Annotated in this window: 12 protein-coding genes; 2 read left to right on the plus strand and 10 right to left on the minus strand. The window is 40.5% G+C overall.

Features of this window, described 5'->3' with window-relative positions; all coding sequences use genetic code 11:
* Window positions 1-5: 5 nt before the first annotated feature.
* The 5 genes from PIECOFPK_RS00805 to PIECOFPK_RS00825 all read right to left on the minus strand — a co-directional run bounded on the left by PIECOFPK_RS00805 (window position 6) and on the right by PIECOFPK_RS00825 (window position 10,638).
* The gene (locus PIECOFPK_RS00805; protein ID WP_409966282.1) at window positions 6-1,397 is read right to left on the minus strand and encodes a SusD/RagB family nutrient-binding outer membrane lipoprotein; all 1,392 of its coding nucleotides are present in this window, start codon (window positions 1,395-1,397) and stop codon (window positions 6-8) included.
* 33 nt (window positions 1,398-1,430) lie between these two features.
* Window positions 1,431-4,583 carry a SusC/RagA family TonB-linked outer membrane protein gene (locus PIECOFPK_RS00810; protein WP_409966283.1) on the minus strand — a complete coding sequence of 1,051 codons (3,153 nt, stop codon included), beginning with the start codon at window positions 4,581-4,583 and terminating at the stop codon, window positions 1,431-1,433.
* Between the two features lie 403 nt (window positions 4,584-4,986).
* A complete protein-coding gene (locus PIECOFPK_RS00815; RefSeq protein ID WP_409966284.1) occupies window positions 4,987-5,838 on the minus strand; it encodes a DUF7015 domain-containing protein in 852 nt (283 codons plus the stop codon).
* A gap of 12 nt (window positions 5,839-5,850) precedes the next feature.
* Complete coding sequence (locus tag PIECOFPK_RS00820) at window positions 5,851-7,500, minus strand: SusD/RagB family nutrient-binding outer membrane lipoprotein (protein WP_409966285.1); 1,650 nt, start codon at window positions 7,498-7,500, stop codon at window positions 5,851-5,853.
* Between the two features lie 12 nt (window positions 7,501-7,512).
* Complete coding sequence (locus PIECOFPK_RS00825) at window positions 7,513-10,638, minus strand: SusC/RagA family TonB-linked outer membrane protein (protein WP_409966286.1); 3,126 nt, start codon at window positions 10,636-10,638, stop codon at window positions 7,513-7,515.
* 296 nt (window positions 10,639-10,934) lie between these two features.
* Between PIECOFPK_RS00825 and PIECOFPK_RS00830 the strand changes: the two genes are divergently transcribed.
* The gene (locus PIECOFPK_RS00830; protein ID WP_330975062.1) at window positions 10,935-11,813 is read left to right on the plus strand and encodes a bifunctional 5,10-methylenetetrahydrofolate dehydrogenase/5,10-methenyltetrahydrofolate cyclohydrolase; all 879 of its coding nucleotides are present in this window, start codon (window positions 10,935-10,937) and stop codon (window positions 11,811-11,813) included.
* Between the two features lie 75 nt (window positions 11,814-11,888).
* Window positions 11,889-12,515 (plus strand): 7-carboxy-7-deazaguanine synthase QueE, encoded by a 627-nt coding sequence (locus tag PIECOFPK_RS00835; RefSeq protein ID WP_330975063.1) that lies wholly within the window; start codon window positions 11,889-11,891, stop codon window positions 12,513-12,515.
* A gap of 94 nt (window positions 12,516-12,609) precedes the next feature.
* Here the strand turns inward: PIECOFPK_RS00835 and PIECOFPK_RS00840 are convergent, their stop codons facing one another.
* The 5 genes from PIECOFPK_RS00840 to PIECOFPK_RS00860 all read right to left on the minus strand — a co-directional run bounded on the left by PIECOFPK_RS00840 (window position 12,610) and on the right by PIECOFPK_RS00860 (window position 19,520).
* Window positions 12,610-13,695 (minus strand): metallophosphoesterase, encoded by a 1,086-nt coding sequence (locus PIECOFPK_RS00840; RefSeq protein ID WP_330975064.1) that lies wholly within the window; start codon window positions 13,693-13,695, stop codon window positions 12,610-12,612.
* A gap of 53 nt (window positions 13,696-13,748) precedes the next feature.
* Window positions 13,749-15,047 (minus strand): Gfo/Idh/MocA family protein, encoded by a 1,299-nt coding sequence (locus tag PIECOFPK_RS00845; RefSeq protein WP_330975065.1) that lies wholly within the window; start codon window positions 15,045-15,047, stop codon window positions 13,749-13,751.
* Window positions 15,044-15,961 carry a sugar phosphate isomerase/epimerase family protein gene (locus PIECOFPK_RS00850; protein WP_330975066.1) on the minus strand — a complete coding sequence of 306 codons (918 nt, stop codon included), beginning with the start codon at window positions 15,959-15,961 and terminating at the stop codon, window positions 15,044-15,046. Before PIECOFPK_RS00850 ends, PIECOFPK_RS00845 begins: the two co-directional genes overlap by 4 nt.
* Before the next feature lie 525 nt (window positions 15,962-16,486).
* On the minus strand, window positions 16,487-18,292 hold the full coding sequence (locus tag PIECOFPK_RS00855) for an ABC transporter ATP-binding protein (protein WP_409966287.1): 1,806 nt from the start codon (window positions 18,290-18,292) through the stop codon (window positions 16,487-16,489).
* A 52-nt stretch (window positions 18,293-18,344) separates the two neighbouring features.
* Complete coding sequence (locus tag PIECOFPK_RS00860) at window positions 18,345-19,520, minus strand: acetyl-CoA C-acyltransferase (RefSeq protein WP_330975068.1); 1,176 nt, start codon at window positions 19,518-19,520, stop codon at window positions 18,345-18,347.
* Between the last annotated feature and the right edge of the window lie 184 nt (window positions 19,521-19,704).

Consider the following 19,704-nt stretch of genomic DNA (forward strand, 5'->3'; position numbering starts at 1 on the left):
TTTAATTATTTAGCCCACCAAACTGGCACATCAATGCTTACCAAAGCAGGTGTATTTATATTGGAAGTACGCTCACTTGACGGATAAAGCAAACGTTTCGGCCGGTTGTCTCCTGTCAGAACAGAGGAAAGAGACTTTGTAAAAAAGTCAGGATATCCTGTTCTGTTATAATCGAAGAAGGCTTCCAATGCTCTTTTATTAGTAGCGGCAAACCACTTCTGCTCTATTATGGACTTTATTCCATTGTATGGATAAGTTATAGCATCACCACTTAATCCTAAGCTAAGCAATGATTCTCTGATTCCATTATTGTATGCAGTTTCTGCGCGAGAAGCACTACCATATCTGGCTTCTGCTTCAGCAATGAGGAAGTATACTTCTTCTTTTGTGAAAAAATATACTGGATATAATTCATCAATTTTGGGTGTAGCGTAGTTTTTAATGGTAGTTCCTACAGTAGTACGACTTTCACCTGTACTTAAAGAAGCCCATAAACCTCCAGTCTCTGATGGTTCAAACAGTTTTTCTCTTCTAGGATCATTATTGTCGGTGAGTCTGGACATCAAAGTGGTATTAGCGATTACGTTACCACTTAACCTATCTACGAATGTGTTATAAAATGGATTGGCTCCTGTTTGCTCTGCTTTAAAGGATGAGAATTTTGCATCCGCAGTGGTCAACAATTTATTTTCATCCAATAGAGCCAAAATTTGTGATCTATATTTATTGGGATCAACGTTTACATAGCGCAAATAGATTTTCAACTTTAAAGTATTAGCAAACCTTTGCCATTTCTCCATATCTCCCTGAAAAATTACATCAGCCGTTCCTGGATCTTCTGCAGAAGAAGAGGAGAAATCTTTAGACATTGCATCATCAATCATATTCAGCAACCCTTCATATACAGTTTGCCCATCATCATACTTTGGCTGAATTACCTCTGTACCCATCAACGCCTCTGTAAAAGGTATTTTATCATACAGATCAGCAAGTACGTGGAAGGTATACGCTTGCATTAAAGTAGCAATGGCATAATACTTCCAATTGTTGGTAGCGCTGGCTTTATCTTTTACATATTTATAATCATACAATGCTCCCGCATATAAAAGAGTAAATTGACGGTTAAAGTCATTGTCGGTTAAGTTATAAGATTCCCACTCAGCCCACTGAGAAGCAGCAGCAGCTTGCGCGTAATGCTGTGCCCAGAATGAACCGAGAGCATGATAATAACCGCCCAAAACAAAAGCAGATCCTGCTATTCCGCTGGGTAGTACAAGAGCGGGGGTCGCTTCTGAAGGATTATTGGGGCTTACATTGATATCAAAAAAGCCTTTTTTACAACCGGAAGCCAGCAGCGCTACAGTTATAAAAATTAACAAATAATTTCTTATATTCATTTTATTTATGATTTTATCAGTGATAAACGTCTCTTAAAATCCAAGTCTAATGCTAAATCCAAAACCTCTAGTAGTAGGAGTAGCTCCAAAATCACCATAATCAGCTTCCAAATCATTACCAAAGGTTGTTTGCTCTGGATCAGTAAACGAATTAGCTACTGGAGTCCATAAAAGCAGGTTGGTACCCACCAGCCCTACGTCTATAGAACGAATTTGCGAACGAGAAAGCAACTTGGATGGTAAAGAATAGTACAAGCTAACTTCCCTGAGTTTAAAGAAAGTTTTAGGTACTAATGCATAAGCGGAACCCTTTCCTGCATTATATGTTTGATTATAATACAGATTGAGATTATGATCGAAACCTGCAATAGGCACAGTATTCTCAACATAATTATCTCCAATCTTCTGTACTGAATTAGGGATAATAAAGGGTTGACGATCGTTGTAAGTAGTTTGAATAGCATTACCAGTAAAATACATGAGTTCAGCAGTACGAGAGTACATCAAACCACCATGCCTATAATCACCCACAACTTTTAAGTTCAAGTTCTTATAAGAAATACTGGTACCACCTCCAATTCTGTATTTGTTTTGAGAGGAACCTAAAATTTCTTTTTGATCTTTAAAGGTGGGCAAACCTTGAGCGTTCACTATTACTCTACCCTGAGGATCGGTTGCAACAACGGTTCCTTCAAATAATCCTAGAGGATATCCCGGACGAGCTACAAAACCGATAGTGCTAGTTCCTCCAAGAGATATTTGATCTAACCCTTCTACTAACTCGACGAGTTTGTTTTTGTTAGTAGAGTAGTTAGCAAACACTTCCCATCTCCAATCGGTAGTTTCTACAGGAACTACATTTAAAGCCACTTCAATACCTTTATTGGTAATCTTTCCAAGATTTTGAGTTTGTGCTGTAAATCCTGTAGTAGATGGTATGGTTGAAGTCCAAATTAAATTAGTAATAATCTTATTGTAAGCTGTAAAATTGATACCAATTCTGTTTCTGAAGAATTTCAAATCAGTACCGATTTCATAGTCTGTAGAAAGCTCTGGTTTTAGTTTTTGGTTTCCAATAAGATTAGAAACGGTAAAACCATTTACGCCTCCAGCTAATGGGAAGTCAAACCCACGGTATCCATCGGTTAATGATGTTTGGGTGAGTACTGCAAAAACCTGATAAGGGTCAGCATCTTTACCGGTTCTAGCAACACCCATTCTAAGTTTACCAAATGAAAGCACATCTTTGGATGAGAGCAGCTCAGAGAATATAAAGCTTAAGCTAGCACTTGGATAAAAGAATGAGCGATTGGATGCTGGCAGAGTGGAAGACCAGTCATTTCTTCCTGTTAAAGTCAAATACAATAAGTTTCTATAACCTAGGTCAGCACTAGCATACACACCTACTAATCTGCGCTTAGACAAGGTAGCAGTTGCGGTAGGCGTTGCAGAACTATTAGACAGATTATAGTATCCTGGAATATCCAGTCCTATAACTGTTGTTGATTGAGTGCGTGCATCTCTTTGGTTAAAGTTATGACCTACAATAGCATTTAAGGAGAAATCACTACTAATTTTTGGATTAATGTTAAAGAAGAAATCCGTATTGAACTCGGAAGAATAATATGATGCTTCAGTTACTCTACCTACATCATCATTATAGCTTGCGCGAGCAGACTTGGTAATTGCTCTCCAGCTTTTAGCTGTACTGTTTGATACATCGCTACCGGCGCGGAAAGTGGCACTCAGCCAAGAAGCAATTTTTGCATCGAGAGATACACTACCAAACATACGGTTCTCATTAAACCTATTACCATGCTCTTGAAGCACATAGTAAGGGTTTTGTGCGTAGTAAGTATAGTAGTTATCTACGTTATAGAACTTATTATTATAATCCTTCTGATCAACAAAACTGATATCTCTAGGGGCTTGCCACAAACCGTCAAGCACTGATTGATCCTGACCGGTAAGAACATACTTTGAGCTCTTTCTAATATAGTTAATATTAGCAGAAGCATTAAAAATCTTTAAAAATTTAGCATTCCCTCTTGCCGCGATATTATGTCTCTTATAGGAATCGGCATCGGTAGGCATAATTCCATCGGCCAAGATATTACCATAGGAGAGATAATAACTCTTATTTTCATCTCCATTTTTAATCGCAATAGAATTATTTAATGTTTTGCCTACCTCAAAAAAGTCTCTTACGTTATTTTTTAAAGCCACATAAGGTTTAATGAGTTGTTGGTTATCTACAACAAAACCCCATTTACGAAGCACTCCATCAAATTTGGGACCCCAGCTACCATTTTCCTGTAAGTCACCGCCATCTTCTGTAGTGCGGTTGTACCATCCCTGACCAAATTCATTTTGCATGAATGGCAATCTCAGAGGAGTTTCAAATGTTGTAGTGGATACGATATCAACAGATACTCTATTATTAGATCTAGAACCGTTCTTTGTAGTAATTACGATAACACCAGATGCAGCTCTAGAACCGTATAGTGCAGTAGCAGAACCACCTTGGAGAATAGTGATAGATTCTATATCATTAGGATTGATATCATTTCCTCTATTACCAAAATCCAAACCGCCGTTCAAATCAGTAGAGCCGATTTGTCCATTACTAATGGGAACACCGTCTACTACATACAGAGGTTGGTTAGATCCTCCCAAGGAAGTAAAACCACGCATGATAATACGGGTAGAAGCACCGGGAGCACCAGACGCAGAGGTGATATCCACCCCAGGAACTTTACCCTGTAATGCATTAAAAGCACTTCTGTTACCGGTAGCAGTAATATCTTCGGCATTAATCTGAGTAGCAGCATAACCTAGCGAGCGCTCAGATCTTTTAACACCAACCGCAGTTACCACCACTTCCTCGATCATCTGTGCCTCGCCTCTGGCAAGTACAACAGTAACCGTAGTGCCCTCTACTTTTACTTCTTTAGAGGTGTAGCCGGTTGCAGAAACTACTAAAACATTTCCAGGAGCAGCTTGTACGCTGAAGCTACCCTCGGCATTTGCCGATACAGCGACATTGGTCCCCTTGACACTGATAGTAGCAAAGGGCACTGGGGCAGCAGATTCATCAAGGACTGTCCCGGTTATCGTACCTGTTTGTGAAAATGCCAGGAACGAGAAACCTAAAAACATTGCAAAGAGCAATAAAACCTGTCTCATTTAAAACCTTTTTGTTAAAAAAATTAATAATTGACTTACGGATTAGTACGGAAATCAGTACAGATCACACTCTCCTTTTCTGACAAGGAAAGGGCAAGTTAGATTTTTTTTAACAAAAGGGGGCGTTTTTTTTATTTTTTCGTTAAAATAGGGGTCTATATTTTTCTTTTTCAAAACATTGAATTAATGCTGTTTTTCAAAACATTATAATATCAAAAAAAGAAAAATATATATAAAAAATATTGATATAAATCATGTTATAAAATAGTTTTTATAAAGAAAAGGGTAAAATTTTTGAAAATATTTTTCCCGAAGCCTTTAAGTAGAGGAGCATTAAATAAATTAAAAAAAAGAGGATATGCAAGTAGCATATCCTCTTTTTATAAAACGATATTCTCTTTACCTAATTTCTATCACCTGTACGTGTGTACCATTCTTCAAACTGTCGGCTACCTGCGGTCCACTTCACGTACAGTACTTTGTTCACAGGATCCCAATTACTTGCCGGATCAGTAATCGGAGTACCAATTGAAGGATCCACTCCAATTACAGTTACCTTATTTGTTGTAGGATCAATTTCGTACGTGATAATATTAGAATATGTATACAACAAGTTGGTTTTTACTCTTGTTGCTGTAACAGTTTCTAATGGTACGTTGCTCTTATTGGCATTAGGCACTAATGATGTAGCAGCCGAAGTTCTATAGTGATACACCCCGTCGTATGGATTTTTCCCCATCACACGGATAAGAATTCTGGAAAAATACTTACTTAAAGTTTCTCCGGATGCATCTGTAATTTTCAATGGGAGAATATAAGCTTCTTCCAGACTAATTTGATCTACCTTAAAGTCAATATTTATTGTTGCCGTTTTTTCACCTTTTCTAATAGTAGCTGAACTAGGCATTGTATATACTGAAGCCGGTAATAGAGTCATGTTTGCAGACTTCACTGTATTATATTTATTCAGCCACTCTTCGTCTACCGCCACGTTAACAGCAATATCGCGGGGAGCATTTTTGGGCCCTGTATAAACTACAGGAACTTCCAATATAGCTGATGGAACTATATTGTAGCTCACTGTGTACAACCGGAAAGAATCCGTTGGAGCACTTGTAAGTACCGCAGGATTCCCAAATTCTACTACTGCAGGAACAGCATCCGGATCTAAAACCAAATCTCGCCCCTTTAAGCAGGATTGCAGCAGCAGTGTAGAGCCTGTCATTATTAGAAATAAATACAATATCTTTTTCATAAAATTTTAAATTTATTTAGCCCAAAATATTTTGTCTCTAAGAGGGTCAATATTTCCCTGTGCTCTCACGTTCTCTGCATTGTAAGAAAACTCTCTTGCCGGATACTGAATTCGAGTAGGCAATTTATCTGGTTGCGGAGAAGGAGAAATTACAGAAGCGAAGCTGTAATATTTGTAATCAGGAGTATTTCTCGGATCACAGAATGGATACCCGGTTCTTCTATACTCGTTCCAAGATTCATCCGCCTTAATCATATTATGAGCGATATACTTTTGGGTAATAATCGCTTCAATCTTCTGCTCTGTAGTAGTGGCCAAGTCAAAGTTTACCAGTCTGTTATCACTATTGAGTCTCTGATAAATTTCTACCTCTATTGCAGGATTTATCTGAATATAGTTGGATGAAACTGCCGAAGTAGCCAGGGTTCCATTTGTAGTATCCACATATTTTGTAGATATATTGCCTCCCTCGTCTTTGTTTAAATATCTGAAAGACTCTAAGATACCGTTGTTAAAGGAAGCCTTCGCATCTCCTGAAATCAACCCTCGAACGATGGCTTCAGCCTGTAAGAAATGACTTTCGGCAGCCAACATTATCGGCTGAGGAGCCGATGGCCCTTTAAAAATTCCAATTGCTGCATAGTTACTTGCAGATGGTGTAGCAGCAAGCGTAATATACCAGTCATTAGGTTGTTTTACCACTGCTTCACTTCCACCGGGTACACCTAACTGATTCACCCCGGGAGTTGGAAAGGTTCTATAGAGTAAGTGACCTCTGAAAAAGTCGTTAATCTTAGTACCATCATAGAATCCCAACATATAATAGCTGGGCACACGCTGGGTAAGCCCCTGTGCAGATCCCGAAGCAGAATACACACGACCCCAGTTAGGATTGGTTTTACCATCGATATTGGTAAAGCCGGGCTGCACCATGGCATCCTCAGCAAGAAAACCGTCAGCACTAAAGTTCTTGTTATCGAAATTCACTTTATCACCCGCTCTTAAAATTATTCTGAGCTTAATAGTGTTGCCGTATTTTCTCCATTTTACTAGGTCACCTCCAAATAGTGGATCCGTTGCATTGGTAGGTACCAATGTAGCCGCATTACCTCCCTGTAGCTCACCTATCGCTTGATCTATAAGAGATGCAATACTTTTGTAGATATCTGGACCTTTATCATACTTTGGCAACAACGCTTCTACACCACGATTGGCATCAGTATAAGGCACATTGTTATAAGCATCCACTAACGCTTGAAAATGTACCGCTTTCAAAATTTTAGCGATAGCACCATAGTACTGATAAGATTCGTCCACTTCACTTCTAGCAATAATAGCGTTCAGATCTGTTACATTATCGTAAAGATCCCACCAGAAGGTGTAATTCCCCGGTCCATAGTTATAGTCAATTAACGATCCATAACCTGATACACCACCGGCGTTTACAATGGCTCCGCTAAGTTCGCCTCCATAGTTATCGGCGTTGGGCATCACACGCGCCCAGGTTACAATAGTTTTTCCTAATAGGAAAGATTCTTCAACAGTTCCGGTAGGAGCGTTGGGGTTCTTATTAATGTCCATGAACTTTTTACAGGACGATAGTAAAGTTGTAATTCCCAACAGCAGAACCAAACTGTATATATAATATCTCTTCTTGTTCATACGATACTCATTTTAGAAATTAAACGAAATGGTTGCTCCATAGAAACGAGTAGGAGGATTTTCTGTTAAAGTAGTAATACCGAGATAGTTTCCGGTACCGTTATTGCTATACTCCGGATCGGTTGCATACACATTTTCTTTTGGCACCAGTATGAACAGGTTTCTACCTATCAAATTAATCGCTGCACCTTTAAGAATTTTGGTATTACGGAATAATTTACTAGGCAGATTGTAAGACAGAGAAATCTCTCTAAGCTTCCAGAAATCACCGGAAAGAAGGTAGTTTTCTGTAATCGCTCTACGTGGGTTGTTCTGTGTCCAGTATCCTGTATTACCATCAGTAATGGTCAAATTAGTATTGTCGACGTATCTACCGGTGGCAGGATCAAGATATACTGAATTAGGGAATACAAAACGTTCACGATCGAACATGATTGTATTAATACTAGAACCACTAAAGTCGTAAGTAGGACCAGCTCCAGCGTAGATCACATAACCGCCTCTGTATTCCATCAATACTCTTAAGTTGATACCTTTCCAACCTGCATCTAGGTTGACACCCATTCTGTGCAATGGCTGGGTATTACCCAAAGGTTGAATATTAGTATTATTAGAGGGATATCCTGATACAGGATCTACAATTACTTTACCCGTTACACTGTCTCTTAAGTGAGTAGTACCGAAGTATACCGGGAAGCGATATCCATTAGCAGCATAGATACCAGTTTGGTCGCCATATGTAAATAGAGATATGCGCTCGATATCCTGAATTCCTAGGTCTACTACACGGTTATCATTGTAGGTATAGTTACCACCTAAAGTCAGATACCAGTTTTCTTTATTCACAACATTCACATTCAACGATGCTTCAAAACCGGAACCTTTGGTCAAACCCACATTAGCCAGCATGCTGTAATAACCTGTTGATTGAGTAAGCTGAACAGGCAAGGTTTGGTTCCTTGTTTTTTGAATATAGTAGGTGAATTCCCCGCTTATTCTTCTAAAGAATTCAAAGTCGATACCATATTCAGTAGCGAAGGTAAACTCAGGTTTTAAACCTTTTTGAACTATACGGTCTCCAATGGTATAGGATATTACACCGCTATACGGATAACCCGCTCCCTGTCCAATGGTAGGCTGAGTCGCATAAGGACCAAGGTTTACGTTACCTGAATTTGCAATACCGAATCTCAGTTTTAAGAGATTGATATTGGGATTATCCTTCAAAGCCGGAATCGCATCCGATAACACTACTGATAAATCAGCTGAGGGATAGAAGAACGTATTGTAACCTGGATCCAGAACCGATACATGGTCTCTCCTACCGGTCAGGTGCAAAGTTGTCCCAAATTTTCTATAGGTAATATAGGCCTCCCCATATACACCTATTGTTCTGGATTTGCTGATACTTTCTCCGGCAGAGGGTGGGTTAATCTGGTTAGACAGATTATAGATGTCTGGTAAGGCCAGACCTGTAATGCCGGCACTCAAGTTTTTAGAATCGTCCTGAATCAACTGGGTACCTAAAGTAAGCTTGAAGTCCCAATCCTCTATATTCTTTTTGGTAAATACAGATTGGAAATCTCCTACCAGCGTATTAGTATAGAACATATTATCGCTTACACTACCCTGTATATCACTTTTCTTATAAGAGCCGTGAGAATTATCTTTTGCATAGGTTGAATAGGCATACTTACCGGTCCAGGATTTACTGGAATAGTTTCTAGAAGTCATACCCACTCTACCGATCAGGTCCCACCAGTGGTAGGGCGACCATTTTAAATTGAGGTTACCTACCAAGTATTCATTCCGTGCATCGGAACGGTTATTATCCTTTATGAAATAGGGGTTGTTGTAATAAGCATTATAATAGTAGTCGGGCATAGCAAACGAGTCGCGTTGCCAGTTGCGATAAGTAGTAATCGGCGCATGCCCTGGTGTATTCAATATCAGGTCATACATTGTTCCACCAGATGTGGCCTGTCTGGTATAGTTTTGTACATAACGAACAGAGTAATCCAAACTTAGGTTCTCGTAGATTTTTTGATTACCCGAAAGTGATACAGTAGAACGCTTATAAGAATCACCTTCAATAAGACCCTTATTCGCTACATATTGACCAGAGAAGTAGAAACGGCCTTTATTACTTGTATTAGCCAAAGAGAAATCTGTCTGCGAAGAAACATCGGGCCTCCAGAAGTTTAACTTGCCATGCTTTGAGTCAAATGCATAAGGTACTTGTTGCATAGCACCGCCAGGCAGCGGAAATTCGCCAAAGTCAACCAAAGAGCCGTCGAAAGCCGGACCATACTGTTGGTTTTCGTACGGTTCGTAAATTTTTACATACCCTGTTGCACCCGATCCGAATTTTTTCTGAATTTTAGGGAAGAACCCCACTGTAGATACTTGTACGGTTTGAGCCACGCGTACTTCAGTTCTTCCTGGTATTCCTTTTTTAGTAGTAACAATTAACGCACCGTTTGAAGCCCGGGTACCATATAACGCTGAGGCACTCGAACCGTTCAATACGGTAATGTTCTCAATGTCGTTCGGGTTAAGATTACCCAGAATTTCATTAGGTACAATTACGTTGTCCAGTACAATGAGGGCTTGGTTATTACCGGTAATAGAACGGTAACCTCTGAGCACCACGCTCACATTAGGATTTACACCGCTACCAGTAACGTTGATTTGTAATCCCGGCACTTTACCGGATAGGGCTGTGGCTACGTTAGTAGGAGCAGCTTGTACTAACCTGTCAGCATTCACGACAGTAGCAGCATAACCCAGATTCTTTTTGTTAACACGTTGTCCGGTAGCTGTTACTACAACTTCTTCGATAACATCACTACCGCTTTTTACCAACATAATGGTAAGTGGAGAGGAAGAGGCTGCGACTTCTTTGGCTATAAAACCTGTCGCAGATACAACTAATGTAGCACTGGGTTCGGCCTGGATGGAAAATTGACCTTCATCGTCAGCCGAAACACCAAAAGAAGTTCCTTTAATCGCCACTGTGGCGAAAGGCACCGGCGCACCGGTTTCATCAAGCACTGTTCCGGTAATCGTTCTGGTTTGGGAAATGGCCAGAAACGAAAAACCCATAAACATTGCAAAGAGCAATAGAATTTTTCTCATGTAAAACTATTTGTATTTTAAACAATAAAGCAGCTAAATTTCCTGTGATACTGGGTGTCAGGGTACTTTAGCAGTTAGCACTAAGTTATAATTTTTTAACAAAAAATTGACTTGATCTTTACCAATTTTTAAGAAAAAACCCATGTAGATCTGATAAATAATTGAAATTTTTATTAGTTATATATTAGAAATGACCTAATGCAAAATCAGAATATTGATTGAAATCAATTATATTAATTATTACTTTGTTATTCATGTGTTTGCTTTAGTCTAGAAAAATTAACGCATATTTGCACATGCAATTACTAGACGGAAAGAATACAGCCCAAACAATTTTAAATGAACTGAAACTAGGCGTAGCACAACGTGCAGCAGCGGGCAAAAAGATACCTCATCTGGCTGCAATTTTGGTAGGAAATAATGGTGCCAGCCAAACCTATGTCAATTCTAAGGTCAAAACCTGTAACCAAATTGGTTTTATATCGACCCTTATCCAATACGAAGAAGACATCAGCGAGGTAAAACTTCTCGAAAAAATAGAAGAACTGAATGAAGATTACTCGGTAGACGGGATTCTGGTGCAGCTTCCCTTACCCGCTCATATATCCGAGAAAAAAGTCATTGAAGCTATTGCAGTTCAAAAGGACGTTGACGGGTTTCATCCCGAGAATATGGGTAGGTTGATTATGGGTGAAGAGGAGGCTTTTATACCGGCAACCCCTTACGGCATCATGTTGTTGTTGGAGCACTATAATATCCAGACTAAAGGCAAGCATGCTGTAGTGCTCGGCCGCAGCCATATAGTAGGACGCCCTATGAGCATCCTGTTGAGTAATAATACACAGCCCGGTAACTGTACCGTTACTGTGTGTCACTCAAAAACTCAAAATCTGAAGGACGTCTGCCTGCAAGCCGATATTATTGTGGCAGCTATTGGTCAGCCTGAATTTCTTAAAGCCGACATGGTAAAAGAAGGTGCTGTGGTAATAGATGTGGGAATTACACGCCTCCCGGATGCTTCTAAAAAATCCGGTTATCGTCTGGTGGGAGATGTTGATTTTGCTAATGTGGCGCCCAAGTGCTCTTACATCACCCCAGTGCCAGGAGGAGTGGGCCCTATGACCATCGCCGCGTTGATGAAGAATACTTACAAATCCTGTACACAAAAAGATTAATAACCTGATGGTACAGCAGGTAACAGAGTGTTTCCGTTACCTGCTTTTATCTAGCAATGCCCGACTCTGTAGCGTATGTCTAACACCCCTTCTTTACAAGCCGAAACATATTTACCCGTGATGGAGCACTTTTATACCTTGCAAGGAGAAGGCTTCCATCAAGGACGTGCCGCTTATTTTGTACGTCTTGGAGGATGTGACGTGGGCTGCGTATGGTGCGATGTAAAAGAAAGCTGGGCTTTTGAAGGACATCCTCTGCTGTCCATAGAAACAATTGTATCGCATATAAAACAGTCCGGAGCTCCTATTGCCGTGATCACCGGTGGAGAGCCGCTGCTACATAACTTAAACGAGCTTACTACAGCGATTCAAAAAGAAGGTATCCAAACCAATATCGAGACATCGGGTTCCTCCCCGCTAAGTGGTTACTGGAACTGGATCTGCCTTTCACCCAAAAAGTTTAAACAACCCCTCCCCGAAATACTACCCTTGGCCCATGAACTCAAAATCATTGTATATAATAAGAGTGATTTTGAATGGGGGGAGCAATTTGCCGCACAAGTAAGCCCTACCTGCAAATTATACTTGCAACCCGAATGGAGTAAGGCCGCACAGGTTACACCTCTTATTGTCGACTACATCAAGAAAAATCCCAAATGGGAGCTTAGTCTGCAAATTCATAAGTACATTAATGTTCCATAACAACTTTTTATACTCAATAAAAAAGCACACTGCTTAAAAATAAAACAGCGTGCTTCTAAAATTCTAAAAGCATAGGATTAGACGGATCTATCCTTTAATCAATGCTGAACTCAAACTGATCGTACGATTCGGTTCTCCATGCTAGATGTTGGGTTGAAGGGGAAATCGCAAACAAGGGTGAAAAGGTTTTCACTTTCACTGTTTTCTTATCGGGTAAAAACTCCAATATCCGCAACCACCCATCGCCACCGTTGCCATGCCAGCCACCTCCTAAAGCTTGGGCATTAAACACCATCTGACTTACATTCTTTCCGGCTGCATTTTTATCCTGCCTGAAACCTACATGCGCCTTTACATTATCAGGAGCGCCGATATGTCCGGAAAATACCAGCTGAATATTGGAAGATGGCTGTACCAGTTTACGCCAGATAGCAGCACCATAATTGCCTTCGCTGATTTTATAGTTCTCTTTCTCAATATGCTCATTTTTGGAATTGAGATAAGAATGCGTAAGAATAATAGCCGTATGGTCTTTGTATTTATCCTGCGCTAGCGTGTGTTTGGCCCAGCTTAAGATAGTGTCGCGTGGAGCAAACTCCAATGTCATCAGCAAAAACTTTCTACCCTGCGGTGATGTAAATTCAAATACTGCATTTTCCAGCGTGGGTACCCCCTCGGCGTTGAGCGCCACCTCACGAATACCTTTCTGAGTTAAGAAGTTTTTATCCACCGGAAAATACTTATTGTATTGCGTGCGGCGAACACTAATATTGCTATAACCATAATCATGATTGCCGGCTGCAAGCATATAAGGCACCTTACCATCCAACCTGCTAAATCCTCTTGCAACAGCTTCCCATTGCTTCTTACTGGGCTGATTTACCGAAACACCATTAGGATTGATAATTTCGTTTTGCTCCACCAAATCTCCTGTACACATTACCAGTTTAATATTCAGCTTATCGATATTTTCACTAATCCATGCCGTCATAAGTTCAAAGATGGGCTGATTACGTTCAAACTTCTGATAAGTCTGAGGATCCGGCAGTAAAATCATAGTCCAGGAATTTGGGTCCGATAAAGCCGGAGGTTCATATTGCTTCTGCTGAGCATGAACAGCTAACTTAAAGCAAACAATCAATAACGCAAATAACCAGAATTGACGAAAGTATTTATTCATGATTATATTTTCTTTTAAGTGAATTTAGACCTAAGTCTTTCGTTCTTTTCCTTCTAGAAAACAGACCACTCCTTCTTCATGGGTCTCGTTAATAATTGATTGGCTGTCTCATTATTGGTGAATCGTTCTTTTACAGGATCCCACTTTAGATATTCTTTTACTTCGAATGCAATGTTACCAATATTGCACACCGTAGCGGTACGATGGCCTGTTTCAATATCTGCCACCGGTTCTGTACGCATACGCATAGCATTTATGAAATCTTTATAATGATCTTCACTATAATACACTCTTTTTTCATTGGAGCCTATTTTATGATCGCGCAACTGTTCGGGATTGGTTTCTAGCTTTCTTCTTTGTACGTCCAAAGTGCCTTTAGTACCGATAAATCTTACGGCATGATTTTTTCCAAAGTTTTCTTTGGTCATCACAATACCATTAGCATAGCGATAGGTTAAAGCGGTAGCACCATTTACGCCTGGTGGTGTAATGTCTACGGGACCGCTTCTGTCCATATCTAGCGCCCATTGTGCAATATCAAACATGTGTGCCCCCCAATCTGTCATATCACCGCCACCAAGACCTTTATAATTGCGCCATTTAGCCCATACTGGATTATCTAAGGCCGGATTCAGCAAATTGTTATAATGCACATATTCCGTATTGGGGCCTAACCACATATTCCAATCCAGATCTGCAGGCAACTGCTCTTCGGGTAAATCATAAGGAACGGGGGGAGCTCCCACACTTACCTGCACCTTGGTAATTTCACCAAGATAGCCGTTACGTACCAATTCCACCGCCTGCCTGAACTCTGGCCAGGAACGCTGCATACTACCGGTTTGAAATACTCTCTTGTATTTTTTTACCGCATTCACCATAGCGCGTCCTTCGGTCACAGTAAGCGACAGTGGTTTTTCACAGTAAATATCTTTTCCGGCTTTGGCTGCCATTACAGTCATAGTTGCATGCCAAGCATCGGGAGTAGCGATCACTACGGCGTCTATATCTTTTCGTTGGAGCAGTTCTGTGAAATTGCTATAGGCTACACAACCGTTATAGGATGATTTACCGGTGAATTTTGCGTAATACTCGTTTACTTCCCTAACAAAAGTATCTACTTTTCGTTTGTATACATCACAAGCTGCTGCAATTTGTGCCTCACCGGTATTTAAGAAAGATTGTTTTAGATAAAAAGCTTGTCTTCCGGTTCCAATAAAGCCGAAATTAATCATATCGCTGGGGGGCGTATAGCCTCTACCCAATACACGACGCGGTACAATAAAAACAGACGACAATATGGCCGATTGGGCAAGAAATTTTCTGCGAGAAATAACGTTTTTTTTGTTCATGCTTTGAGTGCGTTTTTACAATAATCAATACATTTTTTTATTTCGGTGAGTGCGTCAGTTGCAGCATATTCATATTCGATATTACAAGGAATCGGCCAGCCTTTATCTCTTATCAATTGCAATACATCCACAATAGGTGTGTCGCCTTGTCCAAAAGGCACCACACGTCCTTGATTCTTTTTGCGGTCTTTAATATGAAGACAAACAATTTTATCGTGATACTTTTTAATAAAATCTACAGGATCATAATTCGCAGCAGTGAAGTGCCCGATATCTAAATTAATGCGTATAAAGTCCGACTTACCCTCCATACCACGCATAAAACTTTCAGGCGTGGCGAATTGATTGGGATCCTCTACATGGGAGTGATTATGCATCCCCACTTTTATCTGATATTTTCGGGCCAACACATCTATTCTGCCCATCTGATCTACTGTGGTGGAAGTGGTAATCGTATCGGTTCCCAATGTTTTTGCTATTTTGAATACCAGTTCAAACTCCTTTTCTGAATCTCTTTTATTAAACGTACCGTTGAACGCCTGAATACGAATACCGGCTTTTTTAAATTTTTCGGCAATCGCTTCAATCTGATCCATTGTTACTGTTTCGCGCCATCGTTTTAATCCTTCGGCATTGCGCTTCCGTTCCTCCGGGGTGGCATCACGCTTCCACATAAACTCGCGGGGTTCTACATGGCCTGTCCATAATTCACAACTCGTAAATCCTAACTGTTGCATGGCTGCGATAGCCTCGTCCAAATTCCGGTCGCGAAAGCTGTAGCTTTGCACACCTATAATCACCTCCTTATATTGTTCTTCGATTAAAGAAAAGTGTTGTAGCGAAGGCGATATCAACATGCCAGTCATTCCGGCCAAAGATATCTTACACCATTCCCTACGAGATATTGTTGACATGGTATTATAATTTATGCAGTAAACTCCTAATAGAATCCTTATCCAATTTCAGAAATATCAATATGCAAGCATCCCGTTATAAAAACCAAATAAGCAATCGTAAAAAAGCTATTGACCTTTAAAACACCAAGTGCTTAGAGCAATCTCATCACATTCAAGAAATAACATCCTTACCACGTTCCGAATCTTCCCCATTACACGTTCCTCAAATTTAATAAGTTCCAACTATTTCTGTATTAATTCTTTTTTATCAGTTTATTAGAGATGCCTTCAGGAAGCGCCACTGAAGTGTACCCGCATAAAAAAAACACCACTTATAGACATAAATGGTGTAATTCTCGAAAACTATCTGCTTTTAGGAAAGATGTGAAGGCAAAATTGTTGGCACCTTTCAGAAAAACTTACTCAGTAAGCAAAAGCCAAAGGAGCCACAGGCTTTTGTGATAACAAAAGTATAAGCATGCCGTATTACTTTATTATCGAAATCGGGAAAAAGCATTTGCGAAATGCGGAAAATAGGAAGTATTAGCTCTTAAAAGTTTGGGCCAATCTAGCAATATTTAAGCTACGAGCCGAGGCTTCGAAGATTTCCTTGTACACCCCCTCACGTTTAATCAGCTCTTCATGCTTGCCGCTCTCTACCAGACGTCCCTGTTTCAGCACATAAATCACATCTGCATCTACAATCTGTGAGATGGAATGTGAAATAATCACTACAGTACGGTTTTGCTTGATGGCATCAATACTGTTTTTAATTTGCTCGGTGGCGATAGCATCTAGGCTCGCTGTGGGCTCATCCAAAAAGATAATAGGTGGATCTTTTAAAAATAACCTAGCAATCGCAATACGTTGTTGCTGGCCACCACTTAAGAGCTGTGCATCACTTTTATATCGCAACGGAAGATCCATAATCTGATCGTGCAGATAAGCTTTTTTAGCCGCTTCAACAATTTCCGCTTCCGTAGCATCAATTTTACCATACCGAATATTTTCTTCAATAGTTCCTTTGAAAATGTGATTACGTTGCAATACCAATCCTATCTCGCTACGCAATGAACTATTATCATATTCTTTCAAATCAACACCATCCAGTAAAATGGTACCACTATCTGGCTCATAAAATTTATTGAGGAGATTGAGTATAGTACTTTTGCCCGCACCGCTGAGACCTACAAGGGCTGTAGTTTTACCTTTTTGAATTTTCAGACTTACATTATGTAACGCCTTGGTGCCATTGGGGTAAGTAAAGCTTACATCGCGCATCTCGAAAGTGCCCTCTGCTTCAGTAACCACATATCCGCCATTAGCCTCAATTTCCTCATCATCTTCGATAATTTGAAAATAGGCTTCGGCATAGATAAAGGCATCGTTAATTTCATCGTAGATCCTGTGCAGTTGCCGTATCGGAGCGGACACATTATTAAACAGCATGATGTGCAACATAATAGCACCGATACTAATTTGATGGTTCAACACCAGATAGGCGGTTAAAATGATAATCAATACTACCCCAATCTGTTCGATAAAGCTTTTAACACCATCGTAAGTAAAATTCGTTTTACGGGTGTATAGCTGATTATCCGTAAGCTCCTGCTGGATAGCTAATTGTTTTTTTTCTTCAATATCTTCTCTAACAAAGCTTTTGATAACCGTAATGGAATCAATAAGATTCAATAATCCGTTACTTTTATTCTCTCGTCCCGATCTAAGCTGTCGCCTCACCCCCTGCAGTTTCTTAGCCTGCTTGGCACTTACCAGAAAATAAGCCGGCAATATAGTTATCGCTATTAAGCCTACATATACATTGGCCGTAAACATGATTACCAATGCCAGTATCGCATTACAGAATAATGGTAATATATCGATGAAAAAGTTTTGTACCAGTCGTGTAAGACTTTCCACACCTCGATCAATACGCGTCTGTAATTTACCAGATTGATTTTCGGGCAATGCAAAAAAATGCATGCGATAAGTAAGAATACGGCTGATGGCTTTTTGTGCTAGTGTGTTACTGACATTGATGCGGATCTTTTCGCCGTAGTATTTCTGCCCGAACTGAATGAAAATATTCAATAATTCTTTAGCAAATAATATGGCGGAAATAACACCCAGCAATTTTACACCCTCTTTCATGGGGTCGGGATGATGCAATAGCACATCCACATGATCCACTGTATACTTGAGGATTAACGGATTGACCTGTGCCGCCATTGCACCAATGAGTGTGAGCGTGAGAGTGCCCAACACCATGGTACGATAAGGCTTTACGAAAGGCCAAAGCTGCTTTACAATATTGACGAGGTTAAGTGTTTTGGAAAATGGTTTGGCCATTCGAATTTATTCTGGGTTGGAGAGATGATCTGTTATAACTAATGGATATACTTTACAACCTTTCGATGATGCCTGCAATCCCCTGTCCACCACCCACACAAGCGGTGACCATGCCGTACTTTTTGTTTAGTCTTTTCAAGTCGTTTAAGATTTGCACGGTGAGCTTGGTACCGGTACAACCCAATGGGTGTCCTAAGGCAATAGCACCCCCGTTGATATTTACTTTGGTAGCATCCAAACCGGCTTCGCGTATAACAGCCAATGTCTGTGAAGCAAAAGCTTCATTTAGTTCTATCAAATCGATATCAGCTAAGTTCATACCTGCTTGCTTTAAAGCCTTTGGAATAGCAGCTACAGGGCCAATACCCATAATTCGGGGCTCCACTCCTGCTACTGCCGATACCACAAGTCTACCTATTGGTTGCAGTTGGAGTTGATTCATAAGCTTCTCGCTCATCACAATCACAAAGGCGGCTCCGTCGCTGGTTTGAGAAGCATTCCCCGCCGTAACAGTACCATTGGCAGCAAATACCGGTTTCAGCTTGCGCAGCGCTTCTATAGAAGTGTCCGCACGTGGTCCCTCATCCGTATCCACCACATAAGTGCGCTTTTGTTTTTTTCCTTTTTCATCCAGATAAACTTGCTCCACGGTTATGGGTAAGATTCCGTCTTTGAACACACCGTTTTTTATAGCAGCTAATGCCTTTTGATGCGAATGGTAGCTATACTCATCTTGGTCATCGCGACTGATATGGTATTCCTTAGCCACAGCTTCGGCTGTGAGGCCCATATTCAAATAATAATCGGGGGCATCGCTGGCAATATTGTAAGAAGGAACGGTTTTCCATCCGGAAGCAGGCACCATACTCATACTCTCGGTTCCGCCTGCGATAATACAATCGGCCATGCCACATCTAATTTTAGCAGTGGCGATGGCGATGGTTTCCAATCCCGAAGCACAATAGCGGTTGACCGTAACCCCGGGTGTTTCGATACCTAATGCACGCGCAGCGATAATACGTCCCATTTGTAGGCCCTGCTCCGCTTCGGGTACGGCATTGCCCACAATTACATCATCTATCAAAGCGGGCTCTAGTTGTGGCACACTCGCCATTAATCCTTTTATAACTTCGATGGCCAAATCATCCGGACGATAAAAGCGAAAACCGCCGCGCTTGGCTTTGGCCACTGCAGTTCGATATCCGGCTACGATATATGCTTCTGTCATGAGCATAGAATTTAAACTGGAAAAATGATTAAATAGTTGCATAAGCAACCGTGTATTTCAAACTTACGAAAATTGCATGAACCATGGATTTGTCTGCCATCAATAAATGACGAGCTATGCACCGCAGTACAAGTGAGTGACACAAGAGCGATGCGTAACCGTACCACAGCCAGTAACATAAACA

This window comes from Chitinophagaceae bacterium C216, assembly GCA_028485475.2.
Lineage (GTDB): Bacteria > Bacteroidota > Bacteroidia > Chitinophagales > Chitinophagaceae > Niabella > Niabella composti.

What these genes read in the sequence shown, in the direction of transcription:
- PIECOFPK_RS00805 (WP_409966282.1), bottom strand. Translation starts at nt 1,397, where the DNA reads ATGAATATAAGAAATTATTTGTTAATTTTTATAACTGTAGCGCTGCTG.
- PIECOFPK_RS00810 (WP_409966283.1), bottom strand. Translation starts at nt 4,583, where the DNA reads ATGAGACAGGTTTTATTGCTCTTTGCAATGTTTTTAGGTTTCTCGTTC.
- PIECOFPK_RS00815 (WP_409966284.1), bottom strand. Translation starts at nt 5,838, where the DNA reads ATGAAAAAGATATTGTATTTATTTCTAATAATGACAGGCTCTACACTG.
- PIECOFPK_RS00820 (WP_409966285.1), bottom strand. Translation starts at nt 7,500, where the DNA reads ATGAACAAGAAGAGATATTATATATACAGTTTGGTTCTGCTGTTGGGA.
- PIECOFPK_RS00825 (WP_409966286.1), bottom strand. Translation starts at nt 10,638, where the DNA reads ATGAGAAAAATTCTATTGCTCTTTGCAATGTTTATGGGTTTTTCGTTT.
- PIECOFPK_RS00830 (WP_330975062.1), top strand. Translation starts at nt 10,935, where the DNA reads ATGCAATTACTAGACGGAAAGAATACAGCCCAAACAATTTTAAATGAA.
- PIECOFPK_RS00835 (WP_330975063.1), top strand. Translation starts at nt 11,889, where the DNA reads ATGTCTAACACCCCTTCTTTACAAGCCGAAACATATTTACCCGTGATG.
- PIECOFPK_RS00840 (WP_330975064.1), bottom strand. Translation starts at nt 13,695, where the DNA reads ATGAATAAATACTTTCGTCAATTCTGGTTATTTGCGTTATTGATTGTT.
- PIECOFPK_RS00845 (WP_330975065.1), bottom strand. Translation starts at nt 15,047, where the DNA reads ATGAACAAAAAAAACGTTATTTCTCGCAGAAAATTTCTTGCCCAATCG.
- PIECOFPK_RS00850 (WP_330975066.1), bottom strand. Translation starts at nt 15,961, where the DNA reads ATGTCAACAATATCTCGTAGGGAATGGTGTAAGATATCTTTGGCCGGA.
- PIECOFPK_RS00855 (WP_409966287.1), bottom strand. Translation starts at nt 18,292, where the DNA reads ATGGCCAAACCATTTTCCAAAACACTTAACCTCGTCAATATTGTAAAG.
- PIECOFPK_RS00860 (WP_330975068.1), bottom strand. Translation starts at nt 19,520, where the DNA reads ATGACAGAAGCATATATCGTAGCCGGATATCGAACTGCAGTGGCCAAA.